The organism is Ruegeria sp. AU67, assembly GCF_900312795.1.
GTDB classification, from domain to species: Bacteria; Pseudomonadota; Alphaproteobacteria; order Rhodobacterales; family Rhodobacteraceae; genus Ruegeria; species Ruegeria atlantica.
Map to the genome: position 1 here is coordinate 146,300 of NZ_OMPH01000026.1, position 23,694 is coordinate 169,993.

Here is a 23,694-nt window from a genome sequence, read left to right on the forward strand (position 1 = left end):
GTTGGCGACATGGATTGATCAGCTCTGATGCAAAACCGTTTCGAACCCCTCGAACTGAGGTGGTCCCATCAGAGCCGACTGCGTCTTGCCGTTGCCTGCATTCTTGTGCGCATCGCGGAATTGTTCGGAATTGGTCCAGGCCGCGAAATCGCTGCGATTGTCCCAAATCACGTGGCTGGAATACAGCCGATACCCGTCGCCTTCGGGGCCTTTCAGAAGGCGGAACTCTTGAAATCCTTGCAGTTCTTTCAACCGGCTTTCGCGGTCTTTCCAAACGGATTCGAAATCGGCTTCGCTGCCCAAACGGACTTTGAAGCGGTTCATGGCGATAAAGCTCATAGCCTACCTCGTTTTTTGACGGTTTCGCGCTTGCTAAACAAAGTTTCGGCTGGCGGGTTTCTTTGATGTCTTTTTACCCCTGAGGTCAATCAGGTTCGACGGCATTTTCACGTAAAATTCCAATAGGGACGATGTCCAATGCCCGCTGATGTGTGGCCTCCAGATCAACCTTGGGCGCGCAGCCCTCGTCATGGGCCTGCAGGAAGCGCCCGGCACACAGGCACCAGTTGTCACCGGGCTTGAGACCGGGAAAATCGAACTCGGGGCGCGGTGTGCTGAGGTCATTGCCAACATACTTGGAATAGGCCAGAAACTCGGCCGTCATGACCGCGCAGACCGTGTGACTGCCCTGATCTTCGGCGCAGGTGTTACAGGCCCCGTCCCGAAAAAAACCGGTCTGTGGATCGCGGGAGCAGGGGGCAAGGACGCCCCCCAGAACGTTTATGCTGTCCAGTTTTTGCATGGGCACACCTTACAGGCTTTGGGCGATTGTGCGGAACATTTCTATGTTTGTTTCGTTGACGCCATCGTCACGGAAACTGCGATCAGCCCCGGTTGAAACGATAACAACACCGCGCGGTTGGTCGAAATAGATGTACTGACCATAAACGCCACGGGCCAGAAACTCGCCTTCATGCGCGCCGACGGGGATCCACCACTGGTAGCCATACCCGATCTCTCCGGCTTCGGTCGGGGCGCTCGGAAAAACGGATTCCGCAATCCATTCGGCGGGCACGATCTGCTGGCCATTATGCTCGCCGTTTTGCAGGATCATCTGTCCAAACCGGGCAAAGTCGCGAGAGGTGAAGTTCAACCCGCCCAAGACGAAAGCCACGCCAGCACCGTCGGTGACATAGTAGCCGTCGCGTTCAAGGCCCAGAGGTTCGATGATCTTTTCGGTCAGCAAATCAGCCACAGACCGGTCCGTCGCACCGCGAACAATCATGCCGATAACGTGGGTGTCGATCGAGACATATTGCCATGTCTCGCCGGGCTCGACGAACGTTTCGTTCAGCGAGGCGGCAAAGTCATCCAGCTCTCCACCCAGGGCGACGACGCGACCCATTCGGTTGATGTCGGAGTTGTAGTCCAGATAGTCCTCGTCGAAGGTCACACCGCTGGCCATGTTCAGAACATTGCGGATCGTTGCGCCATCATAAGCGGTGCCCTGCAGTTTCGGGGCGTATTTGACCACCGGATCGTCCAGCGAGTCGATGGCGCCTTCGGCCATCAGGATGCCGAACAGGGCGGACAGATAGCTTTTGGCGACCGACCAGGATATCCGGCGATCCTCGGGGGCGGTCCCCAAATAGTATTCTTCGAACCTGATCTGCCCGTCCTGCATCACCAGCAAAGAGGTTACGGCCCGGTCTTCGACCCATTTGTCCGTGCCCTCGGGCAGGTCAAAACCGGGGCCGTAGGGCAGTTCGAATGTCGCACCTTCCCCCCTTGGCAGGTCGACAGTCAGGAAGGCGTCATCCATGTGAGAGAAGTTGTAAATGATCTTTTCTTCGGAAAACAAAGAGTTCACTGCCATCAGGCGCTGAATCTCCTCGCGCTTCCAAACGCCAACGACCACCGCTGCCAGCACCAACATCAAAACGATGCGCAGCACCCATTTCATCAGGGTTCGCATATGTTACCTCCCGCTTTTGGTGTGCATTGGAGCGCGGACTGGCGCAGTTCGCAATTGAGACGTAGCGGCAACATCGTTGACCTTACTTGAACTTGTCCATCAGTTTTTGCATGGCGGACCTGGTGTCCGCCTCGGGTTCAGGGGTAGCTGCAGCGACCGATTTCGAGGAGGCCGCAGCGGTTTTTGATGACCGTGGCGGTGCGGTGCGCAATGCGACCGCGTTCATGAATTTGCCACCATCGCCATCTGCCAAATGACCGGCACCGTCGGAAACCCCCCGTAAGACGTCTTCCAGCCAATCCGAATCTGCCTTAGCAAAGTCACTCAGGACATAAGGCGAGACCAGTTCCTTACGGCCCGGATGCCCAATGCCCAGACGAACTCGATCATAGGCCGGGCTGATATGGTCATGAATCGACCGCAGACCGTTATGCCCAGCGTGACCTCCACCTGCTTTCGCACGCACCTTACCGGGCGCAAGATCCAGCTCGTCATGAAAAACGGTCACATCTGTCGAGTCCAGCTTATAGAAGCGCATGGCCTCACCCACGGATTGACCCGAGCGGTTCATGAAGGTTTGCGGCTTGACCAGCAGCACCTTTTCCGAGCCTAACCGCCCTTCGGCGATTTCTGCCTGAAACTTTGATTTCCACGGGCCGAAACCGTGATCGCCGGCAATCCTGTCCAGTGCCATAAAGCCGATATTGTGCCGGTTCCGGGCATATTTCTGCCCCGGATTGCCCAGCCCGACAAAAAGTTTCATGGTTCTGCTCCGCGCGTCATTGTACGACTTGCTTCCTCATGCCCCGAATTGGTTCGGAATTCCAGTGAGACTTCGTCTGCCATTGCCTGTCACTAACAGCAGCAGGTGAGGCGCGCCTGGCCAGTAGGGGCCGTGATTTCAATCTGCCAGAGTGAATGCCGGAGCCGGCGGCAAGCTAGCGCGAAGATCCGCATTCGACAAAAAAAACGGGGCTCCAAAGGAGCCCCGTTTCAAATTCAAGGTACAGAAACCTGAACTTATTCTTCGGCTTCCTGACCGACGACTTCAACTTCGTCTACGGCCACTTCGCCCTCTTCACCCTCTTCGTCATCATCCGTTACCAGACCGGTCGGTGCCGAGATGTTCGCGATCACGAAGTCACGATCGATGGTCGGCTTGGTGCCTTCGGGCAGGTCGACCGACGAAATGGTGGCAACGTCGTTGATGTTCATGCCGGTCACGTCAACAGTGATCTTCTCAGGAATATCACCTGCGGTGCACAGCAGTTCGACTTCCGGACGGACAACCGTCAAAACGCCGCCCTTTTTGATGCCGGGTGCTTCTTCCTCGTTGATGAACTCAACCGGGATGAACAGCGCGATCTTGGTGGTGCGACGCAGGCGCATCAGATCCAGGTGGGTCGGCAGGTCTTTGACGACGTCACGCTGAACGTCGCGGCAGATGACGCGGACGTCTTCCTGGCCTTCAACTTTCAGGTTCCACAGGGTCGACTTGAACCGGCCAGCTTTCAGGCGCTTGAACAGTTCGTTGAACGGGATCTGAATCGGCAGCGGTTCTTTGTCGCCACCAAATACAATGCCCGGAACCATGCCGTCGCGGCGTGCCTGACGAGCGGCGCCCTTGCCTGTCCCCGTCCGTTCCAGAGCTACGAGATCAGGAATCTCTCCAGCCATGATAATTCTCCAATGTTAGGGCGGGCATCCTCCAAGGCTGTATGCCCGCGTGAAGCCGCGTCCTTAGCTTGAATTGTCAGGTTTGAAAAGGGGTTTTTAGCGGTCTTCATACTTTGCGAGGCTCTGCCTCGCGCTCCGGGATATTTGGGGCCAAATGAAGAGCTGATCCCCAGCTTCATCTGGCAAAAAATATCCCAGGGGATTCGCAGTTTGCTGCAGTGGGCGTAGAGCCCCGTTTAACATGGTTTGCTGCAAGGTTTTGCGAGATCAGGCCTGCCAACGACCGCCGAAATCCTCGGGGATCAGCAGGTTGTGACGACCCAGACTACTCACATCCCGCTCGCCGCACAGGGCCATCGTGGTATCCAGCTCTTTGTGGATGATATCCAGCGCGGTGGTGACACCTTGTTGACCCATCGCACCCAGCCCATAGACAAAAGCGCGACCGATGTAAGTGCCTTTGGCCCCAAGTGCCAGCGCTTTGAGAACGTCCTGCCCGGACCGGATGCCGCTGTCCAGATGGACTTCGACGTCGTCACCAACTGCGTCCATGATTTCAGGCAAAACGCGGATCGAACTGAGCGCCCCGTCCAACTGTCGCCCGCCGTGGTTTGAAACAACGATGGCATCTGCGCCCAGCTTAGCCGCCATCTTCGCGTCTTCGGCATCCAGAATGCCTTTCAGGATCACCTTGCCGCCCCATTGTTCCATGAGCTTTTCGACCTTTTTCCAATCGAGGCTGGGGTCGAATTGCTCGGCCGTCCACGCGCCCAGCGACGAGGCGTCAGAAACGCCTTCGGCATGACCAACGATATTGCCAAATTCGCGCCGATGTGCGCCCAGCATTTCTATCCCCCAAGCCCATTTAGTCATGAGGTTTGCGATTGTCTTGGCTGTCAGTTTCGGAGGCGCGGACAAGCCATTTTTCAGATCTTTGTGGCGCTGCCCCAGAATTTGCAGGTCCAGGGTGATCACCAATGCGGAACAATTGGCATCCTTGGCGCGTTGGATCAGGCGACCGACGTAATCCTGATCCTTCATTGCATAAAGCTGAAACCAAAAGGGTTTGCTTGTATGCCCTGCGACATCCTCGATCGAGTTGATCGACATGGTCGACAGGGTGAAGGGCACGCCGAATTCTTCGGCAGCCTTTGCGGCCTTCATCTCACCGTCCGCGTGCTGCATGCCTGTCAGGCCCACTGGGGCCAGAGCCACCGGCATCGCAACATCCTGCCCGATCATCTGCGATGCAGTCGAGCGCCCGTCCATGTCCACGGCGACCCGCTGGCGCAGCCTGATATCTTCGAAATCCGAGCTGTTGTCGCGGAAGGTCTGTTCGGTCCAGCTGCCGCTTTCGGCATAGTCGAAAAACATGCGCGGCACGCGGCGTTCGTAGATGCGTTTCAGGTCGTCGATATTGGTAATAACGGGCATATGTTTCGGCCTTCGCGGGATTGGTTCTTTTTGTTTACCAACCATTTGAGGCCCTCGCAACGCTGGGACGTTGCGATGCGACGCCACGTATTCCGGGCAACAAAAAAACGCGGCCGGACAGGGCCGACCGCGTTAAAAATTGATCAGGTCTCGATCAGGCTGAGTGTGCGCCGTCAGCTAGAGATTTCACGAAATCCAAAACTTCGCCGGTGGGCTTGCCCGCAGCGATCTGGCTGACGATAGCGGAGCCGACCACTGCACCATCAGCAACAGTTGCGATTGCCTGTGATTTTTCAGGTGTATTGATCCCGAACCCGACGATCACTGGTAAATCGGTTGCGGATTTGATGCGGGCGACCTCGGGGCCAACATTTGTAGCTTGGGCTTCGGCCGCACCGGTAATGCCGGTGATTGACACGTAATACACAAAACCCGACGTGTTCTGCAGAACGCGGGGCAGGCGTTTGTCATCGGTGGTTGGCGTGGCCAGACGAATGAAGTTCAATCCAGCAGCCTGCGCAGGCAAGCACAGTTCTTCGTCTTCCTCGGGCGGCAGGTCGACGACGATCAGACCGTCAATTCCGACCTCTTTGGCATCTGCAAGGAACTTATCGACGCCGCGGCTGTAGATCGGATTGTAGTAGCCCATCAGCACAATCGGAGTGGTGTCGTCGGTCTCGCGGAAAGCTCGGGCCAGATCCAAAGTCCGCTGCAAAGTCATGCCGCTGTCCAGTGCGCGTTGACCGGCGGCTTGGATCGTCGGGCCGTCTGCCATTGGATCGGTAAAGGGCAGACCCAGTTCGATGACATCGACACCTGCGCCGGGCAGGCCCTTTACGATTTCAAGCGAGGTTTCGAAATCCGGGTCACCGGCCATGATGTAGGCGACGAACGCCTTCCTTCCCTGTTCTTTCAGAGCGGCGAACTTGGCGTCGATACGTGTCATAAGCTGTCCTTGCAATCAGGTTCAGAACTGATGTGCAGAAACTTTGAGGGGAAATCAATCCCGGTTCGCAGCGCAGCCCCTAGAACGCAAGGTGGTATCGCAGCAGCACAGAATTGACGCCCGGGTTTTCCTGCTGCGTGCTTGCATTGGATTTATGCGTAATCGCCACCGAGACTTTGTTGCCGTTGTTCAGCGTATAACCGACGCCCAACAGGCTGCGGATCTGGAAACTGCCGCCCAGGTCGTTCAGTTCCTCTGATTCAGAGAAATAGCCGGGCATGACGCTGCCTTCTACGAACCAGCGTTCAGCGAAGGTATATGTACCGATCAGGCCAGCACCCACATGGACGTCACCGGCTTCGTCCACGGTCAGCGCACCGCCCCATGTCGCGGATAGGCGTGTTGCCTCGTAGAAAGGGCGGTGATGGTATTCGACCGAAAAGGCGGCCTGGTCTTTTGCGTCACTTTCGGAAAAATCTGCATATCCGGCACCGAAGACAACTGATTGCGCGTGTGCGGAGGTCGCGGCGAAAAGAACCGCAAGGGCAAGAACGAAAGATCTCATGTCAGCATTCACTATTCAATTTTTCTAAATTGCTAATTGGTGATTCTAGTGCTCTCATTTCAATGTGAGCAAGCGCACAAAGCCGTGACAATCAATTGTGTTGTCAAAACGCCTTTGCGTACCTAATGCGCCCGCTGGCTTGCGCATTGTGCCCGACCTGCATAGAAGCTGCGCTCGAATGCTATGCAGGAGGCCGTCATGGGCTTTAAAATGGGAATCGTGGGTCTGCCGAACGTGGGTAAGTCGACCCTCTTCAATGCGCTGACCAAAACCGCAGCTGCGCAGGCGGCGAATTTCCCGTTCTGCACGATCGAACCCAATGTGGGCGATGTGGCGGTCCCTGACGACCGGTTGGACAAGCTGGCCACCATCGCAAGCTCCAAGCAAATCATCCCAACGCGTATGACCTTTGTGGATATTGCCGGTCTGGTGAAGGGTGCCTCGAAAGGTGAGGGGCTGGGCAACCAGTTTCTGGCCAACATCCGTGAAACCGACGCCATTGCCCACGTGCTGCGCTGTTTCGAAGATGGCGATGTGACCCACGTGGACGGCCGCGTCGATCCCGTGGCGGATGCCGATACCATCGAGACCGAGTTGATGTTGGCCGATCTGGAAAGCATCGAAAAGCGCCGCGCCAATCTGGTGCGAAAGCTGAAAGGCAATGACAAAGAGGCGCAGCAGCAGGAACGTTTACTGGCTGAAGCGCAGGCGATGCTGGAAGACGGCAAACCCGCGCGTCTGGTCGAAGTCTCTGACGAAGACGCCAAGGCATGGACGATGCTGCAGCTGTTGACCACCAAACCGGTTCTCTATGTCTGCAACGTGTCCGAGGAAGAAGCCGCCGAGGGTAACGAATACTCCGCCCGCGTGGCTGAAATGGCCGCGGCTCAGGGCAATTCCCACGTCATCATCAGCGCCAAAATCGAAGAAGAGATCAGCCTGCTGGAAGAAGACGAGGCACAGATGTTCCTGGAAGAAATGGGTCTTGAAGAGCCCGGTCTCGACCGTCTGATCCGTGCCGGCTATGACCTGCTCAAGCTGGAAACCTATTTTACCGTTGGCCCGAAAGAGGCCCGCGCCTGGACCATCCGCACCGGCACCGCTGCGCCACAGGCTGCTGGTGTGATCCATGGCGATTTCGAAAAAGGTTTCATTCGCGCTGAGACGATCGCCTATGACGACTACATCGCCGCAAATGGCGAACAGGGCGCGAAAGAGGCGGGCAAGATGCGGGCCGAGGGTAAAGGTTACATCGTCAAGGATGGCGATGTGATGCACTTTTTGTTCAATACCTGAGCGCCGATTGATCCTGCGTGTAGCGGACCATTCAGATGCGTCAAGCATCGCTGCGATCTCGATTGAAGTCTGGATTGGCACCTATCTCAAACGTGGGGTTAGCGGTTTTTTCGCGGATTACGCGCTGGCCGAGTTCACGCCAGCGCGTATCGGTGCCCTGATCAGCGATCCGGAAGAGTTCATTCTGGTGTCGAATAATTCACAGGGGATCGACGGGTTCATTCGCGTCTCTCCGGTCTGTGATGCCCCTATCGCGGGGTGGTCGGGTATGGAAATTTCGACGTTCTATGTTCAGCCGCGTCATCACGGCAAAGGGATCGGCACGCGCCTGCTTGCGGCAGCGCTGTCGCATTGCCGAGAGCAACGGACCGATTCCGTCTGGTTGACCACCAATGCAGAAAACGATCCGGCCATCGCCTTCTATCTGGCCAATGGGTTTGTACAGATTGGCGAGACCCAGTTCCGGATTGCAGACCAGGGCTATCTCAACAATGTCTATGCCTTGTCTTTGACCTGAACACATCGCTTTCCCCCAACGTAAAAGCCGCTAATCTGGGTTTCTGGCCTCACCTTGGGATACCGAAACATGATCGAAATCCGCGACCTGCAATTGCTTAGCGCCTTGGCCCGGCATCGCCATTTTGCCAAAGCGGCCGAGGAATGCGGAATTTCTCAGCCAGCGTTTTCCATGCGTATTCGGAATCTCGAGGACCGGCTGGGTGTCTCAATCGTGCGCCGCGCCAACAGGTTTCAGGGCCTGACTGAAGAAGGCGAGATGATCGTCCAGCGCGCGCGGCGCATTCTGGATGAGACAAAGGCGCTGGAACAGCAGGTTCTGGCCTCAAAGGGTGAGATTACCGGGACACTCAAACTGGGTGTAATCCCAACCGCGATTGCCTTTACCGGACGGCTGATCAAGCGGCTGCATCAGGCGCATCCGCGCGTTGTCACACGGATCGAAACCATGTCGGCCTCGTCCATTCAGCACCGGTTGGACGAAGGTAGTCTGGATGCGGGTATCACCTATGGCGACAGCATTGGCACCGACCTGCGGCAGGTTCAGCCGTTGTACGAAGAGACTTACGTGCTGTTGATCCCGTCGCATATGACCGAAGAAACCGGGCCGATCCCATGGACACAGGTCGCCGAGTTTCCACTCAGCCTGCTTGAGCCGCAGATGCAGAATCGTCGCATACTGGACCGCATCTTCGCTGAGCAGGGTCTCCACCCCCAAGTGGTCGCTGAAACCAGTGGCTTTACTGCCTCAATGGTCATGGCGCGTGAAGGGCTGGCAGCCACAGTTGTCCCCCGCGTTCTGGTGCGTGCGCTGGGTGATCTTAAGGGGACGCGTGTGCTGCCTCTGGTCGATCCTGTTGTAAGTAAACCGATTTGTCTGGCCACCTTAAGCCGAGACCCGGAATTGCCAACGGTTGGTGCTTTGCGCGCTGTGGTGACGTCTTTACGGTGATAAGGTGTCGTTATCGTGCGATAGCGATAAGAGATTTGACGATATGCTATTCTGATGAGACACGGAGCCTCAATCGGAGGGCATCATGGCACCATTAGATACCAAGCCATCAGGCGCACCCAAGGGCGTCTGGAAGTCAGGTAAAGGCAAAGGGCGGCACACGCCCAAAGGCCGTCAGTTCACGGATGAGGCGCAGACCGAGATTGCGCGCCTGTTGGGCGACCGCCCGCGCCGCCGCGACCTGCTGATCGAATTTCTGCATTTGATTCAGGATGAGCACGGCCATATCAGCGCTGATCACATCGCCGCGCTGGCGATTGAAATGCGGATCGGTCAGGCAGAGATCTATGAGACCGCGACGTTTTACGCCCATTTCGACGTGGTGAAAGAAGACGAGACGCCTCCGCCCGCGCTGACGATCCGTGTCTGTGATTCTCTGTCCTGCGAAATGGCCGGTGCCCAGCAGTTGCAGAAGGCACTGGAAGATGGCTTGGACGCATCCGAAGTGCGTGTGGTGCGCGCGCCCTGCATGGGGCGTTGCGATACGGCCCCGGTGCTTGAGATTGGTCACAACCACATCGACCATGCGACCCCGGAAAAGGTGCAGGCCGCAATTGCCGCCGGTGATACTCACGCCCATCTGCCCGATTACGAAACCTTTGCCGCCTACCAGGCAAACGGTGGCTACGCCAAGCTGAAAGAGCTGCGCGAGAGCGGCGACTGGGAGAAAGTACAAGAAGACGTTCTGTCCTCAGGCCTGCGCGGTCTGGGTGGTGCTGGCTTCCCGTCCGGCAAGAAATGGGGCTTTGTTCGCATGAACGAAGGCACCCGCTATCTGGCCGTGAACGGTGACGAGGGCGAACCCGGTACCTTCAAAGACCGTTATTATCTAGAGCGTGCGCCGCATGTTTTCCTTGAGGGTATGCTGATCGCTGCTTGGGCGGTCGAGGCAGAGACGTGCTTCATCTACATGCGTGATGAATACCCGGCGGTGCTGGAAATCCTCGCCCGCGAGATCGCTGCGTTGGAAGAGGCCGGGATCGTTGAGCCGGGTTACATCGACCTGCGCCGGGGTGCTGGCGCTTACATCTGCGGTGAAGAATCCGCGATGATCGAGTCGATCGAGGGCAAGAAGGGCCTGCCGCGTCACCGTCCTCCGTTTGTGGCGCAGGTTGGGGTCTTTAACCGTCCGACCTTGGTGCACAATGTCGAGACGCTGTATTGGGTCTCAAAGATCTGCCGCGAAGGGCCGCAGATTCTGAACTCCGTCGAAAAAAATGATCGCAAGGGCCTGCGCAGCTATTCAATCTCGGGGCGGGTGGCCAAGCCGGGTGTTTACCTGCTGCCTGCGGGTTCGACCATATTGGACGTGATTGAGGCCGCTGGCGGCATGATTGAAGGTCAGACCTTCAAAGCGTATCAGCCGGGTGGTCCATCCTCGGGCCTGCTGCCTGCGTCGATGGATGATATCCCATTGGATTTTGACACGCTGCAGCCACATGGCACCTTTATCGGATCCGCCGCTGTGGTGGTTCTGTCCGATCAGGACACCGCACGCGATGCAGCGCTGAACATGCTGCGCTTCTTCGAAGATGAAAGCTGTGGGCAGTGCACGCCTTGCCGGGCGGGCTGCGAAAAGGCTGTGAAGCTGATGCAGGCTGACAAGTGGGATCAGGATCTTCTGGAAGATCTGTGCCAGGTCATGGGCGATGCCTCGATCTGCGGTCTGGGGCAGGCGGCCCCGAACCCGATCCGTCTGGTCATGAAACACTTCGCTGACGAAATCTGAGGGAGACAGAGCCATGCTTGATGCAAGCCCAACCAAGACCGTCACCTTCAACCTGAACGGCGATGATGTCACCGTGCCCGAGGGCTGGACCATCTGGGAAGCCGCCAAGGGGCAGGGGTTCACGATCCCGCACTTATGTCACAAGCCTCAACCCGGCTATAAACCGGATGGCAACTGTCGCGCCTGTATGGTCGAGGTGGAGGGCGAGCGCACTCTGGTCGCCTCGTGCATCCGTCCGGCTGCGGACGGAATGGTGGTAATAACCGATAGCGACCGGGCCGAGAAATCGCGCGCAATGGTCATGGAATTGCTGGTCGCCGACCAACCCGAAGAGGCGCACGATAGATCCAGCCACTTCTGGGATATGGCCAAGCTGAACGATGTCAGCGACAGCCGTTTCCCGGCGAAAGAAGCCGAGAACATCCCGCTGCTGGATGACAGCCACGTTGCAATGCGCGTCAATCTGGACGCCTGCATCAACTGCAACCTCTGTGTCCGTGCTTGTCGCGACGTGCAGGTGAATGACGTGATCGGCATGGCCGGTCGCGGGCACACGGCGCAGGTGGTGTTTGACCAGAACGACCCGATGGGGGATTCGACCTGTGTCGCCTGTGGTGAATGTGTTCAAGCCTGCCCGACCGGTGCGCTGATGCCAGCCACTGTGTTGGACGAAAAGCAGCAGGGCGACAGCAAAGACTACGATTCCGAGACCGAAAGCGTCTGCCCGTTCTGCGGCGTCGGCTGTAAGGTCTCGCTGAAGGTCAAGGACGGCAAGGTCAAGTATGTCGAGGGCATCAACGGCCCGGCAAACGAAGGCCGCTTGTGCGTCAAAGGCCGCTTTGGTTTCGACTATATCCACCATCCACACCGCCTGACCAAACCGCTGATCCGGCGTGAGGATGCGCCTGCAAAAGGGTTGAATGTCGATCCGGGCAATCTGGGCACTCATTTCCGCGAGGCGACTTGGGAAGAGGCAATGGATCTGGCGGCCACCAAGCTGAAGGCGCTGCGTGATGAAGATCCTCGCAACGTCGCTGGCTTTGGTTCGGCCAAATGCACCAACGAAGAAGCTTATCTTTTCCAGAAGTTCATTCGTCAGGGCTTCAAGCACAACAACGTCGACCACTGTACCCGTCTGTGCCATGCCTCATCCGTGGCGGCGCTGATCGAGAACGTGGGCTCGGGCGCAGTGACCGCCACCTTTAACGAGGTCGAGAACTCGGATGTGGTTATCATCATCGGGGCCAACCCGATCGAAAACCACCCCGTGGCCGCAACCTACTTCAAGCAGTTCACCAAGCGCGGTGGCAAGCTGATCGTGATGGACCCGCGCGGCGTCGGTATGCGCAAGTTCGCAGACGAAATGCTGCAGTTCCGCCCCGGTGCCGATGTTTCGATGCTCAACGCGATCATGAACGTGATCGTCGAAGAGGAACTGTACGACAGCCAGTACATCCACCGCTGGACCGAGAACTGGGAAGCCGAAAAAGAGCATCTGCGCGCCTTCACGCCCGAGGCAATGGCGCCCATTTGTGGCATTGAGCCAGAACAGCTGCGCCGTGTCGCGCGTACCTTCGCGCAGGCCCAGGCTGGTCTGATCTTCTGGGGTATGGGCGTCAGTCAGCACATTCACGGCACCGATAACTCGCGATGCCTGATCTCGCTGGCATTGATGACCGGCAATGTTGGTAAACCCGGTGCGGGTCTGCACCCGCTGCGTGGTCAGAACAACGTGCAGGGCGCGTCTGACGCGGGTCTGATCCCGATGTTCCTGCCGGATTATCAGTCGGTTATGGATGACGGCATTCGGGCCAAATTCAACAACGTCTGGAACTCGGATGACTTCTCGAACGAGAAGGGCCTGACCGTCACTGAGATCATTGATCAGGCCTATGCGGGTAACATCAAGGGCATGTATATTCAGGGCGAAAACCCGGCCATGTCCGACCCGGACGTTGGTCACGCACGGGAAGCATTGGCCAAGCTGGAGCTGATGATCGTGCAGGATATCTTCCTGACCGAAACGGCCAACTATGCCGACATCATTCTGCCCGCCTCGGCGCTGTATGAAAAGAACGGCACCGTGTCGAACACCAACCGTCAGGTTCAGCGTGTGCGTCCGGCTGTGGCACCTCCGGGTGAGGCGCGTGAGGACTGGAAAATCACCGTCGAGCTTGCGCAGCGCATCGGGCTGAACTGGGACTACACGGATGTGTCTCAGGTCTTTGCCGAGATGAAGCTGACCATGGCGTCACTCGACAACATCACCTGGGAGCGGCTTGAGACCGAGACGATCACCTATCCGTCGCTCAGTGAAACCGATCCGGGACAGGCGATCGTGTTCGGTGATGGCTTCCCGCGGACAGACGGACGGGCCAAGTTCACTCCGGCCAGCGTCATCCCGCCGGATGAAGCGCCGGATGAGGAATACCCGATGATTGCCACAACCGGCCGTCAGCTGGAACACTGGCACACCGGGTCGATGACTCGCCGGTCCAACGTTCTGGATGCTGTGGAACCGGAAGCAAACTGTTCGATGAACCCGCGTCAGCTGAAACTGATGGGGATCGAGCCGGGCGAAGTGATCCGTCTCACTACCCGTCGTGGCTCGATCGAGATCATGGTTCGAGCCGACCGGGCGATCGCCGAAGATATGGTGTTCATTCCGTTCGCCTATGTCGAGGCGGCGGCGAACATTCTGACCAACTCGGCCATCGACCCGTACGGCAAGATCCCCGAGTTCAAGTTCTCGGCCATTCGCGTCGAAAAGATCGAAGACGCCATCGCGGCGGAGTAAATCCGTCACATACAGTATTGGAAGGGCGGCCCATTGGGTCGCCTTTTTCTTTCCTTGACAGCAGCTTACCTGCAGCCAACCCTGTCACCGTTATTGGTGGAGGAGTATTGCATGGCACGCCGTTTCGTCGATTTATCCGTTCCGTTGGAAACCGGCATCGTGTCGGACCCGCCAATCATGTTGCCGGAAATCGAATATCTGTCCCATGACCAGACCGCCGAACAAGTCATGTCCTTCTTTCCGGGCCTGCAGAAAGATGACCTGCCCGGCGGCGAGGGCTGGGCCATCGAACGCCTTCAGATCGCCACGCACAATGGCACCCATCTGGACGCGCCTTACCATCACCATTCGACCATGAACAATGGTGAGAGGGCGATCACCATCGACGAGGTGCCGCTGGAATGGTGCATGAACCCCGGCGTGAAACTGGATTTTCGCCATTTCGACGATGGTTATGTGGCGACCGCCGCCGATGTCGAAGCTGAATTGAAACGGATTGGCCACGAATTGCAGCCGCTGGATATCGTGGTCGTGAATACCTCGGCTGGCACGCGGTATGGGTATCCGGACTATCTGGCCAAAGGGTGCGGCATGGGGCGCGAGGCAACGCTGTATCTGACCAAACGCGGGGTGCGCGTGACAGGAACCGACGCCTGGAGCTGGGACGCACCGTTTCCCTTGACCGCGCAAGAATATGCTGAAACGCAAGATGCATCTATTATATGGGAAGGGCATCGGGCCTCGATGGAGGTCGGCTATTGTCACATGGAAAAACTGACGAACCTTGAAACCTTACCAGCCACCGGGTTCGAGATTTCCTGTTTCCCGTTCAAGATAAAAGGGGCCTCAGCCGGATTTATCCGCGCGGTCGCAATCTTTGAGACCCAAGAAGGAGCATTTGATGCAACCGACGCCTGAAACGCTGGCCGGGCATGACGGACCTTATGATGCCCCGCTTGAATTCCGTGGGTTCAAGGCGCGCCCCGAGTGGATCGACTATAACGGTCACATGAACGTGGGCTACTACGGCGTCGCCTTTGACAATGCGCTAGAGCTGTTGATGGTAGATCACCTTGGGTTGGGTGAGGCGCAGGTCAATGCGATGGGGCAGGGGCCCTATATTTTGCAATCCCACATGAATTTCCTGCGCGAAATACTTGAGGGTGAGGCCTTTAGCATCCGGTTTCGGATGCTGGACGCAGATCACAAACGCGGCCACTATTTCGCACAGATGGTGTCTGAAAAAGACGGTACTATCTGCGCCACTCAGGAAGCGTTGTTCATGAATGTCAGCCATACGACCGGCCGGTCGGTTCCCTATCCGGACTGGGCCGTCGCGCGTCTTCAGAGCATGGTGAGGGATCATGCGGCGATCGACCCGGCCCCAGAGGTCGGACACCCGATCGGCATCCGCAGAAAGTGAACTGAGGCCTGCTTAGTAGTCGCGCGAAAAAAAGACCCCAACACCAGTCTCACCCCGTCCATCTACAGTGCCTTTCACAGTGAAACTGTCGGTAACGTCCAGGTTCAGGTTCACCTCGGTGTCGCCTTCTGTGTTGACAGTGAAATCGGTGTAGAGGTTGTCGCTCAGATACGCTCCGGCGCCGAGCCGGCCCGCGCCACCGTCGGACACGCCGATGTCCACGGTGTCGACGCCCGTAGACTCGCGCAGGCCTTTGGTCGCGTCTCCGCCAGCGCCGCTGAGTTGCGCCAGCGAGGCCGCCATCTGAGCGATTACGAACGGTGACAACTCTGAGAAGCGATTACCGAACAGCAGCATGGCCAAAGCTTCCTCGGCCGGGCGCTCCGGGTCGGAAAAGACGTTGACCTCGGGCGAGTCCAGTGGTCCGGCGATCTCGATCGTTGCCGTACCATCAGAGGTGCTGGTCGAGGATTCGAACTCGATATAGGGCGTCAGGTCCCCTTGCAGCGTCACAATGCCCTTGGTCAGGGCCAGCCTGCGACCCAGAATGTCAAAGTTACCACGGATCAATTCGATCTGACCTGATGGGACAATCGAAGACGTTGTACCGCCGATTTTTATTCTTCCACCCAGCTCAGCGTTGACGCCACGCCCTCGGACAAACACGGCCTTGGGCGCCAAAAGACTGACATCCAGGGCGATACGAGAATCGCTTTTTCCCGCGCCCTCTTTTTCAACCAAACCAGCACGTTCACGGGTCACATAACCCGGCTTGCTTTCGTTTACGTGCACGATGTCCGGGACGGGTGCCGCCCCCACGGCACCTGATGCAGCCGCGAGGTTGATATTGGTTTCGTCAAACGTGATCTGCCCAGAGATCAAACTGTTACCGGCCAACGCCCCGGTCATGGCAATTTGTCCGTTCAGTGTGGTTTCAAACAGCAACTTGTCAGTCAGCACGAGGCTGTTAAGGGCAGTTGTGATATTGGCATTGAATGGTGGCGTAAGGTCTACTGGTCCACTGACGGTAAAATTGCCGCCTGCCCGTGGTCCGCCACTCAGGGAAATAGTGGCGCGGCTGTTTGCAAGTTGGACCGATCCGCTGATGCCTGTGATCGTTTGTCCCGCGCCGGGAATTGCCAGCGACGTACCGGAAGTGGTGATCGAACCGGACAGGGATTCCAGCTCGGGTTTACCCGACAGCGTCAGATCATAGCGGGCGCTGCCTTCGATCTTGTTGGGCGTGATAAAGATGTTGGCGATGCCAAGATTGACGCCGCCGACTGCCTTCATGTCGGCTTCACCGGTGCTTTCGTCAAACGTTCCCGCGACGTTGCTTTTGATATCTGCGGGTCCGTCGGCTTTTGCGTCGATAGTCCAAACACCCTTGTTGCGCTTGGCGCTGCCATTGGCGGCCACTGTACCGGGAAATTCAGGCAAAAAACGCTCGATCCGGTTGAACTTGGCGTCAAAATCCAGATCCGCCGATCCATCGTTGTCCACCGTCCCAGCAAGTTTGGCGAACGAACTGTCGGGACCATTCAGATTGACCGTGCCTTCTACGCCCGAAGATGTCGGGGCCACGTTTCCGTCCAGAGTCAGCGGACCGGACATTGTGTTCATCACCCGTGCCAGATCGTCCAGCTTGACCGAGAAATCCAAGCCACCTGACTGACGGTCCAGCGTTCCCGATGCTGTGGCAGTTATGGCTGTGCCGTTCAGGCGGAACGTTTGAATGCTAAGGCCATCTTCCCCATTCTGGGCATCTACGGACAGGGTCGTCTTGCCCTGGATCAGTTTGTCCACGGCCTCGAAGCCGGTCTGAATGTCGTTGGCATCGAGATTACCCTGAACATCGAAGGCTCGGGTAGACAAGGAACCGTTGCCTTGCACGTTTGCCGCGATCGAACCCGCCAGATCACGCCCGGCCAAACCGGAAAACAGGGACAGGTTCGGGACATTCAATTGCGCTTGGCCATCTGCCGACAGATCCCCGGTGGGATCGTCTACAACCGCTTGTACTTGCGCAGCGAGGGCGCGCCCATTCACCGAGGCGCTGCGGATGTCGATACTGTCTGCGGTTCTGGCGCCGTCCCATTCGATCTCGGTTCTGCCGGTCAGCAGTGGGTCGATATCGGCCATACCAGTCTTGATGCTCTGACCTGTCACGCTGGCCGTGCCGTCAAATTCCAGCGTTTGTACCGTGCCTGTACCGTTCACGGTCGCCTGTAGGGAACCGCCAAGGTCGCGTTTTGCCAAGCCAGAGAAGACCGACAAATCCGATGCGTTGACCCGGGCCTGCCCATCAATGGTCAGGTTTCCGTCGGGCGTCGTCACAACACCGCTGGCCACGGCTTTGGCGGCCTCACTGTCCAGATCGAATTCACGGATAGTTATGCCGTTTGTGCCGCGGCTTGCGTCCAGAGTGATCGTGGTCTCTCCGGTGATAACCGGGTCGATATCGTCACGGCCAGTAGACAAGTCGCGGCCCTGAACCATGACTTTGCCGTCAAAGCTGCGTTCCAGCGGTGAACCTTTTCCAGTCACGCTGGCCGAGACTTGCCCACCAAGATCCAGCTTGGCAAGGTCCGAAAAGCGCGACAGGTCTGTTGCGTCCAGCTTGGCCGTTCCGTCGACCGTCAAGCCGCTGGTCAGCCCGGCAATCAGCGCGTCCAGCGCCAGCGTGTAGTCAGAGCCCACAAGCTCGAACCCCGATAGGTTCAGTGACTGGTCGCTGCTATAGTCGAACTGTCCATCAAGCGTGATGCGATCGCCCAAAGCCGTGGTAAACGCGTCATCGGCCATCTCTATTCCGCCGACCGCGATTTGAACGTCGCCATCGACGGTCAGAACCTCGCCCTGGTCCAGGGTGCCTTGTGCGGTGATCCGGGCATCACCCAGCTTGGCCTGCGGGGACGCGAATTCGTTGGCCGTCAGGCTCAGATCCCAAAGGTTGCCGTTCTGGCGGTCAAACAGGGCCGAAATCTGTGCCGCCTTGAGCGATGTGTCGCCTCCAGCCACCGGCAGTACGACGGCTTCCCCATCTGGCGGGGTGATGCGCCCTTGCAGCGCGGCCAGTTGCAAAGTGCTGCCTTCGCCCAGCTGCAATTCACCCTTCAGGTCCAGCGCCTGCGTGATGAGTTCCAAATCCGAAATATCCAACGCGCCTTCGGGCTTGGTCTGACCATCGACATAAAGCCGTGATTTTGGTCCGAAGAACGGATCGACGTCCTCCGCCAGAAAGGGTGTCAGATCGCCGTTCAGATCAGCGGTGAACGCAATACTGTCCGCTGCGCCACCCTCGGCCGCCTGCAGCTGAACCTGCCCGGTAACGCGCATCTGGTTGTCGCTGCTCAGCCCGATATCAGCGGTGAAATCCGACAGCGGGCCCGCGCCTTTGGCCGTCAGGCCGATCGGCGGGCTGTCAGGGATTTTCAACGCGGTTGAAATCAGACCACCAGAGGCTTCGTTCACTTGCAAATCCAGATTGATCTCACTTGTAGAGTTCTGGAAACCTGCGGCCAGCTTGATCTCATCCCCTGCGCGGTCCAGTCGGATCACGTCCAGATTGGTGTCCAGCGCCCCATCTGCCAGCGACAGGTTGCCTGTCACGCTCAGATCAGCAGCGACACCGATCAGCGGCTCACCAAGAGACAGCTCATCCACCCGGATTTCACCGATTTCGATGGAAACCGGCAGTTCGGGCAGTTGAAACGGTTGCGTTTCCGCCGAAGCAGGTGGTTCTTCCTTGGTCGTTGTGCCCGGCGCACGGGAAATATCGATTTCCTGCGCGGTCAGTGAGTTGACCGAAAATCGGCCGCGGATCAGCGCCAGACGGTTCCAGTCGAGTTCGGCGTCCTTGATGGTCAGCCAAACACCTTCATCATCGGCAACTGTGATCTCTTCAATCGTCGCGCGCGCGCTCAGCGCGCCTTGCAGGCCCTTAACGGTCACGTTTTGGTCGTCGCCAGAGAGCGTATCCTGCAGGAAGTTCTCCAGCATGCTGCCGCCTTCCTCCTGCGCGGCAAGTGGCAGAGGGGCAGACAGCATCAGCCCCGAAAACAATAACGGATATGCGCGACGTCCAATCAAAATGCCTGTCCGATCCCGATATAAAACTGCAAGCCGTCACCGGTGTCACCCTGCACTGGAACGGCCAGATCCAGCCGCAACGGACCAAATCCGCCCAGATCATACCGAACCCCAAGCCCGGCGCCGGCGTGATATTCTGCGCCGCTGCCGATGAATGAGGATGTGTCCACCGTACCGTAGTCATAAAACCCGACCAGAGATATGGCTTCGGTGACTTTGCCACGCACCTCGGCGGAAAGACCAAGGAAAGATTTGCCCCCTGCAATACCAGTGCCGATAGGGATGCCAAGACTCTCGTAAGGTTGGCCGCGAACCGTTCCGGCACCGCCCGAGAAAAACAGGAAGTCTGGTGTTACACCGTCCGGTGATGGCCCGAGCACTGATCCCAGCTGTACGCGACCGGCCAGAACCAGCCGTCCGCCGGTGCCGAGGCTGGTATAGCTGCGCCCGTCAAAAAACATGCGTATGCCGCTTTCGGTTTCGGACAGACCAGCAAAGGGCGTGATCTGCGCGTCCAGATAAAAGCCGCGCGTTGCGCTGACCTTACTGTCGCGCTCGTCCCATTCCGACCGCAAGGGAAGGATGAAATATCGGAACCTGCGGTCATCGCCATAGGCGTCGTCCGCGCTGGACCACTGAAACCCGGCTGAGGCTTCGGCATATAGCCGATCAGAGAACGTGCGCCGGGCACCGTAGGCCAGCGACGCAACGGTGACATTGTAGTTTTCTGTGTTGCGCCGTTCCAGAAGCGCGTTCCAGAAAGTGTTGTCATCAGGGCCAAGCCGGTCGGGCTGATCCAGACGCAAGCCGATCCGGCCGTCGATATCCTCGGCACCGCCGATATTACGGACTGCCGCCTCGAACCGCAGGCGTTCGGAACGCCGGAACACGTTGCGATGCGTCCAGGTCGCGGTCACGTCGACACCGTCGCGCGACGCGATCTCGGCGCCAAAGGTCAGCTGGCGTTTTGGCAGATCTTCAAACGTGGCGTCGAAATCCAATGTGCCGTCCGGGTTCGGAGTGTCCCTCTCTTCAATCGAAACAACGTTGAAGGTCCCGGTCCGCCGTAACCGTGTGCCGACTTTCTGGATTTTCTCGGGCGAATACACCTCACCCGCCGGAAAACCGGCGATCTTTTCGATTGACCGGTGGCGCACATCGGTGTCGCCCTTGATGATCATTTTGCCAAATCTGAGGCGCGGGCCGGGGGTTAGGTCGATCTCGGCATCCAGCTTGGCCTCGGCATGGCGGGCAATGACTTTCTGGCCTTCAACTTCGGCCTTGGCATGACCCGCGTTGCGCCAACCCTGCACGCCAGCTGACGCGGCTTGTTGGATCGCGCCGGTGGTCGCGAGTTTGCCGACCGCAAACTGCTCGGGCAGAACTGTTTCGGGTGTTATCGGTTGTACGATGGCTTCGCCAAAGGTGAACTTGGGGCCGGTGTTGACCGTGATTACCGCGCTATTGATCTGCGCCGGTACGCTGAGCGAGCTGATCTCAGCTGCTTCTTTTCCGTCCAGTTTGATGCTTACGACTGGGCTGAAATACCCTTCGTCATAAAGAATTTGGACTAGAGTGCGATAATCCGAAAGCGCCGCCGACAAGATCTCAAGCGGCGTGTCCAGCCCGCGAGATTCGGCCGTCGTAACCGAGGAGGTTTCCTCCATCCGCTCGATAAGCTCTTTTGAAGCACCCGGAGCTGTTAAGGTGGTTTCCAGCGCGGCCAATGCGGTCGGCAGGGTCATTGCAATCGCGCCGAGAAGGCATCTCTTCAAAAAGGCGCGCGGCCTGCTCCCCGGCATCTGATAGCTCCAACTGCCCCAACTCGAAATCACATTTGCCGTTTTTTGCAAAGCAACGGCTGATTACATTCATGTTAGAGCATCAGAGTCCTTGCAGGAAAAGACTAAATCCAGCGTCGCCTGAATATTGCGACCTGTGTGATTGATCGGTCTCGGGATCAGGAACCTGCGTTGCGGAACCAGCGGATGATTGCCTCGCGGTCCTCGGGCTCCATGAAGGTGACGTTTGCGGGGGGCATCGCATGGCTGACCCCCGCCTGCAGATAGATTTGCTGGGCGTTGCGGGCAATGTCGCCTTCAGTTTCCAGCAATACGCCCTTTGGCGCCCACAAAATGCCCTCCCACACCGGTTCGCGCGCGTGGCACATCGAACAGCGTCCAAGAACAACGTCATGGGCCTCTTCAAAGCCATCGGCGGCAGCATATTTCTGTTCAAACGGTGTCAGTGGCTGTGCTTCGGCCTCTTCCAGAGGTTTGTACATAGGGGCAGTAGACAACCACATGATTGCGATGAACAACAGTGCCGTGACCAGCCACGTCCAGGTCGGATCGCCTGCCCGTGCGTGGCGCGTGTTGAAGTAGTGTCGGATGGTCACGCCCATCAGGAAGACCAGAGCCGCGATGATCCAGTTGTATTCTGTCGCAAAGGCCAGCGGGTAGTGGTTCGACAACATAAGGAACACCACCGGCAATGTCAGGTAGTTGTTATGCGTCGAGCGCAGCTTGGCGATTTTGCCGTACTTTGGGTCAGGTGTACGGCCGTTCTTCAGATCGTCTACCACGATGCGTTGGTTCGGCATGATGATGAAAAACACGTTGGCTGTCATGATCGTGGCCGTGAATGCCCCCAGATGCAGCATCATCGCACGACCGGTAAATACCTGATTATAGCCCCATCCCATAACAACCAGCAGCACAAACAACAGCACCATCAGCAGGGTAGGACGTTCACCCAAACCCGATTTGCATAGGAAATCATAGATCAGCCAACCGACAGTCAGCGAGGCGGCCGAAATCAGAATGCCTTGCCACAGCGCCAGATCGGCTTTTTGTGCGTCGATCAGATAAAGCTCTCCGCCCACCCAGTACACGATCATCAGCAACCCGGCCCCGCTGAGCCAGGTCGCGTAGCTTTCCCATTTGAACCAAACCAGGTGTTCCGGCATCCGTTCGGGCGCAACTAGGTATTTCTGAATGTGGTAAAAGCCGCCGCCATGTACTTGCCATTCCTCGCCATCCGCCGGGCCGGGGATGTCGCGGTTCAGACCAAGGTCCAGTGCGATGAAATAAAATGAGGATCCGATCCAGGCAATGGCGGTAATAACGTGCAGCCAGCGCACGGCAAAAGCCATCCAGTCCCAGAACACGGCGAAGTCGTACATGAGAAAGCTCTCCGATTGGTTGCCGTCACACTAGGCAAAGGGCACTTTCTTCGGTATTCCCTGATATTGTCAAACTGTATCAAAAAAAACGAAAAGATGTCCTATCTAGACAACATCCGTACCTTTGTCAGGGTTTATGACCTTGGCAGCATGTCCGCTGCTGGGCGAGACCTGCGAATCTCGCCTGCGGTGACGTCGGCGCGGATATCTCAGCTTGAAGATCATCTGGGCGTTCGCCTGTTTCAAAGAACGACGCGCAACCTGAGCCCGACAGAGCAGGGGCGGGCATTCTATCCCGGTGCTGTGGCCGTTCTGGATGCGGTGGACGATGCCGAAGCGCAGGTCGTCCATCTGACCGAGGCACCACGGGGGTCGTTGTTTGTGGCAGCTCCACTAGGGGTCGGGCGCAGGGTTTTGGCACCGCATGTGCCCGATTTTCTTTCGGAATATCCCGAGATCGATGTGCGCCTGCGGTTGACTGACAGATCCGTTGATCTGACGACTGAAGGTCTGGATCTGGCTTTTTTTATCGGCCAGCCCGAAGACAGTACTCTGCGTATTCGAAAGATCGCCGACTGCCAGCGCGTGCTTTGTGCCGCTCCGGCCTATGTCGAACGCAGGGGCATGCCGGCAACGGGCGCGGACCTGGTGTCGCAGCGCCATGAATGCCTGAATCTGAGGTTTCCCGGCGCGACCGAGTTTCAGTGGCAATTGGAAACGCCTGACGGTCCCAAACGGTTCGCAGTTTCTGGCCGGTTCGAATGTGACGACGGTGACGTGCTGACTGACTGGGCGCTGTCGGGGCAGGGGATCGCGATGAAACCGGTTTTTGAAGTTGCCGAACACCTCAGTTCGGGGCGTCTAGTCTCCGTTGCGGTCGAAACGCCGCCGGTGTCTGTTCAAATGGCCTGCCTATACACACATCGCCGCCATCAGGACCCAAAGGCGCGTTTGTTCATGGATTTCATGATTGCGCGGATCGGCAAGGTCGTGCGTGGGTCGGAAACTGCTGACACATAGAGCTGCCGTTTAGCGGCAACGCCATCCC

At 57.7% G+C, this 23,694-nt stretch carries 19 protein-coding genes; 8 read left to right on the forward strand and 11 right to left on the reverse strand.

Features of this window, described 5'->3' with window-relative positions:
- Positions 1-18: 18 nt before the first annotated feature.
- From DK510_RS13705 to DK510_RS13740, 8 genes are all read right to left on the reverse strand, one after another.
- Complete coding sequence (locus DK510_RS13705; RefSeq protein WP_109312565.1) at positions 19-339, reverse strand: antibiotic biosynthesis monooxygenase; 321 nt, start codon at positions 337-339, stop codon at positions 19-21.
- 85 nt (positions 340-424) lie between these two features.
- The gene (locus DK510_RS13710; RefSeq protein WP_109312566.1) at positions 425-802 is read right to left on the reverse strand and encodes a DUF2237 family protein; all 378 of its coding nucleotides are present in this window, start codon (positions 800-802) and stop codon (positions 425-427) included.
- A 9-nt stretch (positions 803-811) separates the two neighbouring features.
- Positions 812-1,975, reverse strand: coding sequence for a serine hydrolase (locus DK510_RS13715; protein ID WP_109312567.1), 1,164 nt, complete (start codon positions 1,973-1,975; stop codon positions 812-814).
- Between the two features lie 82 nt (positions 1,976-2,057).
- Positions 2,058-2,738: an aminoacyl-tRNA hydrolase gene (gene pth / locus DK510_RS13720; protein WP_109312568.1), complete on the reverse strand. Its 681-nt coding sequence runs from the start codon at positions 2,736-2,738 to the stop codon at positions 2,058-2,060.
- Positions 2,739-2,995: 257 nt separating this feature from the next.
- Positions 2,996-3,652, reverse strand: coding sequence for a 50S ribosomal protein L25/general stress protein Ctc (locus DK510_RS13725; protein ID WP_058279479.1), 657 nt, complete (start codon positions 3,650-3,652; stop codon positions 2,996-2,998).
- Between the two features lie 267 nt (positions 3,653-3,919).
- Entirely contained in the window at positions 3,920-5,086 is a 1,167-nt protein-coding gene (locus DK510_RS13730) for an alpha-hydroxy acid oxidase (RefSeq protein WP_109312626.1), read from the reverse strand.
- A 154-nt stretch (positions 5,087-5,240) separates the two neighbouring features.
- Complete coding sequence (trpA, locus tag DK510_RS13735) at positions 5,241-6,032, reverse strand: tryptophan synthase subunit alpha (protein WP_109312569.1); 792 nt, start codon at positions 6,030-6,032, stop codon at positions 5,241-5,243.
- A 79-nt stretch (positions 6,033-6,111) separates the two neighbouring features.
- Positions 6,112-6,597, reverse strand: coding sequence for an acyloxyacyl hydrolase (locus tag DK510_RS13740; protein ID WP_109312570.1), 486 nt, complete (start codon positions 6,595-6,597; stop codon positions 6,112-6,114).
- Positions 6,598-6,795: 198 nt separating this feature from the next.
- Between DK510_RS13740 and ychF the strand changes: the two genes are divergently transcribed.
- From ychF to DK510_RS13775, 7 genes are all read left to right on the forward strand, one after another.
- Positions 6,796-7,893: a redox-regulated ATPase YchF gene (ychF, locus tag DK510_RS13745; protein WP_109312571.1), complete on the forward strand. Its 1,098-nt coding sequence runs from the start codon at positions 6,796-6,798 to the stop codon at positions 7,891-7,893.
- Positions 7,894-7,900: 7 nt separating this feature from the next.
- A complete protein-coding gene (locus DK510_RS13750) occupies positions 7,901-8,410 on the forward strand; it encodes a GNAT family N-acetyltransferase (protein ID WP_109312572.1) in 510 nt (169 codons plus the stop codon).
- A gap of 69 nt (positions 8,411-8,479) precedes the next feature.
- A complete protein-coding gene (locus DK510_RS13755; RefSeq protein ID WP_109312573.1) occupies positions 8,480-9,361 on the forward strand; it encodes a LysR family transcriptional regulator in 882 nt (293 codons plus the stop codon).
- Between the two features lie 85 nt (positions 9,362-9,446).
- Entirely contained in the window at positions 9,447-11,150 is a 1,704-nt protein-coding gene (locus DK510_RS13760; protein WP_109312574.1) for an NAD(P)H-dependent oxidoreductase subunit E, read from the forward strand.
- 13 nt (positions 11,151-11,163) lie between these two features.
- Positions 11,164-13,947 (forward strand): formate dehydrogenase subunit alpha, encoded by a 2,784-nt coding sequence (gene fdhF, locus DK510_RS13765; protein ID WP_109312575.1) that lies wholly within the window; start codon positions 11,164-11,166, stop codon positions 13,945-13,947.
- A gap of 111 nt (positions 13,948-14,058) precedes the next feature.
- Positions 14,059-14,865, forward strand: a complete 807-nt coding sequence (locus DK510_RS13770; RefSeq protein WP_109312576.1) for a cyclase family protein — start codon at positions 14,059-14,061, stop codon at positions 14,863-14,865.
- Positions 14,849-15,370, forward strand: coding sequence for a thioesterase family protein (locus tag DK510_RS13775; protein ID WP_109312577.1), 522 nt, complete (start codon positions 14,849-14,851; stop codon positions 15,368-15,370). The genes DK510_RS13770 and DK510_RS13775 overlap by 17 nt, the downstream gene beginning before the upstream one ends.
- Before the next feature lie 12 nt (positions 15,371-15,382).
- On the opposite strand, the gene DK510_RS13780 is transcribed toward DK510_RS13775, so the two are convergent.
- From DK510_RS13780 to DK510_RS13790, 3 genes are all read right to left on the reverse strand, one after another.
- Positions 15,383-19,462 carry a translocation/assembly module TamB domain-containing protein gene (locus DK510_RS13780; protein ID WP_234999082.1) on the reverse strand — a complete coding sequence of 1,360 codons (4,080 nt, stop codon included), beginning with the start codon at positions 19,460-19,462 and terminating at the stop codon, positions 15,383-15,385.
- A complete protein-coding gene (locus DK510_RS13785) occupies positions 19,459-21,207 on the reverse strand; it encodes an autotransporter assembly complex family protein (RefSeq protein WP_234999083.1) in 1,749 nt (582 codons plus the stop codon). Before DK510_RS13785 ends, DK510_RS13780 begins: the two co-directional genes overlap by 4 nt.
- A 215-nt stretch (positions 21,208-21,422) precedes the next feature.
- Positions 21,423-22,646 carry a urate hydroxylase PuuD gene (locus DK510_RS13790; RefSeq protein ID WP_109312579.1) on the reverse strand — a complete coding sequence of 408 codons (1,224 nt, stop codon included), beginning with the start codon at positions 22,644-22,646 and terminating at the stop codon, positions 21,423-21,425.
- A 96-nt stretch (positions 22,647-22,742) separates the two neighbouring features.
- On the opposite strand from DK510_RS13790, the gene DK510_RS13795 reads away from it, so the two are divergent.
- Positions 22,743-23,666 carry a LysR family transcriptional regulator gene (locus DK510_RS13795; RefSeq protein ID WP_109312628.1) on the forward strand — a complete coding sequence of 308 codons (924 nt, stop codon included), beginning with the start codon at positions 22,743-22,745 and terminating at the stop codon, positions 23,664-23,666.
- Positions 23,667-23,694: the final 28 nt, after the last annotated feature.

Excerpts from the sequence above, each read along its gene's own strand:
- DK510_RS13705 (WP_109312565.1), bottom strand. The coding sequence starts at position 339 with ATGAGCTTTATCGCCATGAACCGCTTCAAAGTCCGTTTGGGCAGCGAA.
- DK510_RS13710 (WP_109312566.1), bottom strand. The coding sequence starts at position 802 with ATGCAAAAACTGGACAGCATAAACGTTCTGGGGGGCGTCCTTGCCCCC.
- DK510_RS13715 (WP_109312567.1), bottom strand. The coding sequence starts at position 1,975 with ATGCGAACCCTGATGAAATGGGTGCTGCGCATCGTTTTGATGTTGGTG.
- pth (WP_109312568.1), bottom strand. The coding sequence starts at position 2,738 with ATGAAACTTTTTGTCGGGCTGGGCAATCCGGGGCAGAAATATGCCCGG.
- DK510_RS13725 (WP_058279479.1), bottom strand. The coding sequence starts at position 3,652 with ATGGCTGGAGAGATTCCTGATCTCGTAGCTCTGGAACGGACGGGGACA.
- DK510_RS13730 (WP_109312626.1), bottom strand. The coding sequence starts at position 5,086 with ATGCCCGTTATTACCAATATCGACGACCTGAAACGCATCTACGAACGC.
- trpA (WP_109312569.1), bottom strand. The coding sequence starts at position 6,032 with ATGACACGTATCGACGCCAAGTTCGCCGCTCTGAAAGAACAGGGAAGG.
- DK510_RS13740 (WP_109312570.1), bottom strand. The coding sequence starts at position 6,597 with ATGAGATCTTTCGTTCTTGCCCTTGCGGTTCTTTTCGCCGCGACCTCC.
- ychF (WP_109312571.1), top strand. The coding sequence starts at position 6,796 with ATGGGCTTTAAAATGGGAATCGTGGGTCTGCCGAACGTGGGTAAGTCG.
- DK510_RS13755 (WP_109312573.1), top strand. The coding sequence starts at position 8,480 with ATGATCGAAATCCGCGACCTGCAATTGCTTAGCGCCTTGGCCCGGCAT.
- DK510_RS13760 (WP_109312574.1), top strand. The coding sequence starts at position 9,447 with ATGGCACCATTAGATACCAAGCCATCAGGCGCACCCAAGGGCGTCTGG.
- fdhF (WP_109312575.1), top strand. The coding sequence starts at position 11,164 with ATGCTTGATGCAAGCCCAACCAAGACCGTCACCTTCAACCTGAACGGC.
- DK510_RS13770 (WP_109312576.1), top strand. The coding sequence starts at position 14,059 with ATGGCACGCCGTTTCGTCGATTTATCCGTTCCGTTGGAAACCGGCATC.
- DK510_RS13775 (WP_109312577.1), top strand. The coding sequence starts at position 14,849 with ATGCAACCGACGCCTGAAACGCTGGCCGGGCATGACGGACCTTATGAT.
- DK510_RS13785 (WP_234999083.1), bottom strand. The coding sequence starts at position 21,207 with ATGACCCTGCCGACCGCATTGGCCGCGCTGGAAACCACCTTAACAGCT.
- DK510_RS13790 (WP_109312579.1), bottom strand. The coding sequence starts at position 22,646 with ATGTACGACTTCGCCGTGTTCTGGGACTGGATGGCTTTTGCCGTGCGC.
- DK510_RS13795 (WP_109312628.1), top strand. The coding sequence starts at position 22,743 with ATGTCCTATCTAGACAACATCCGTACCTTTGTCAGGGTTTATGACCTT.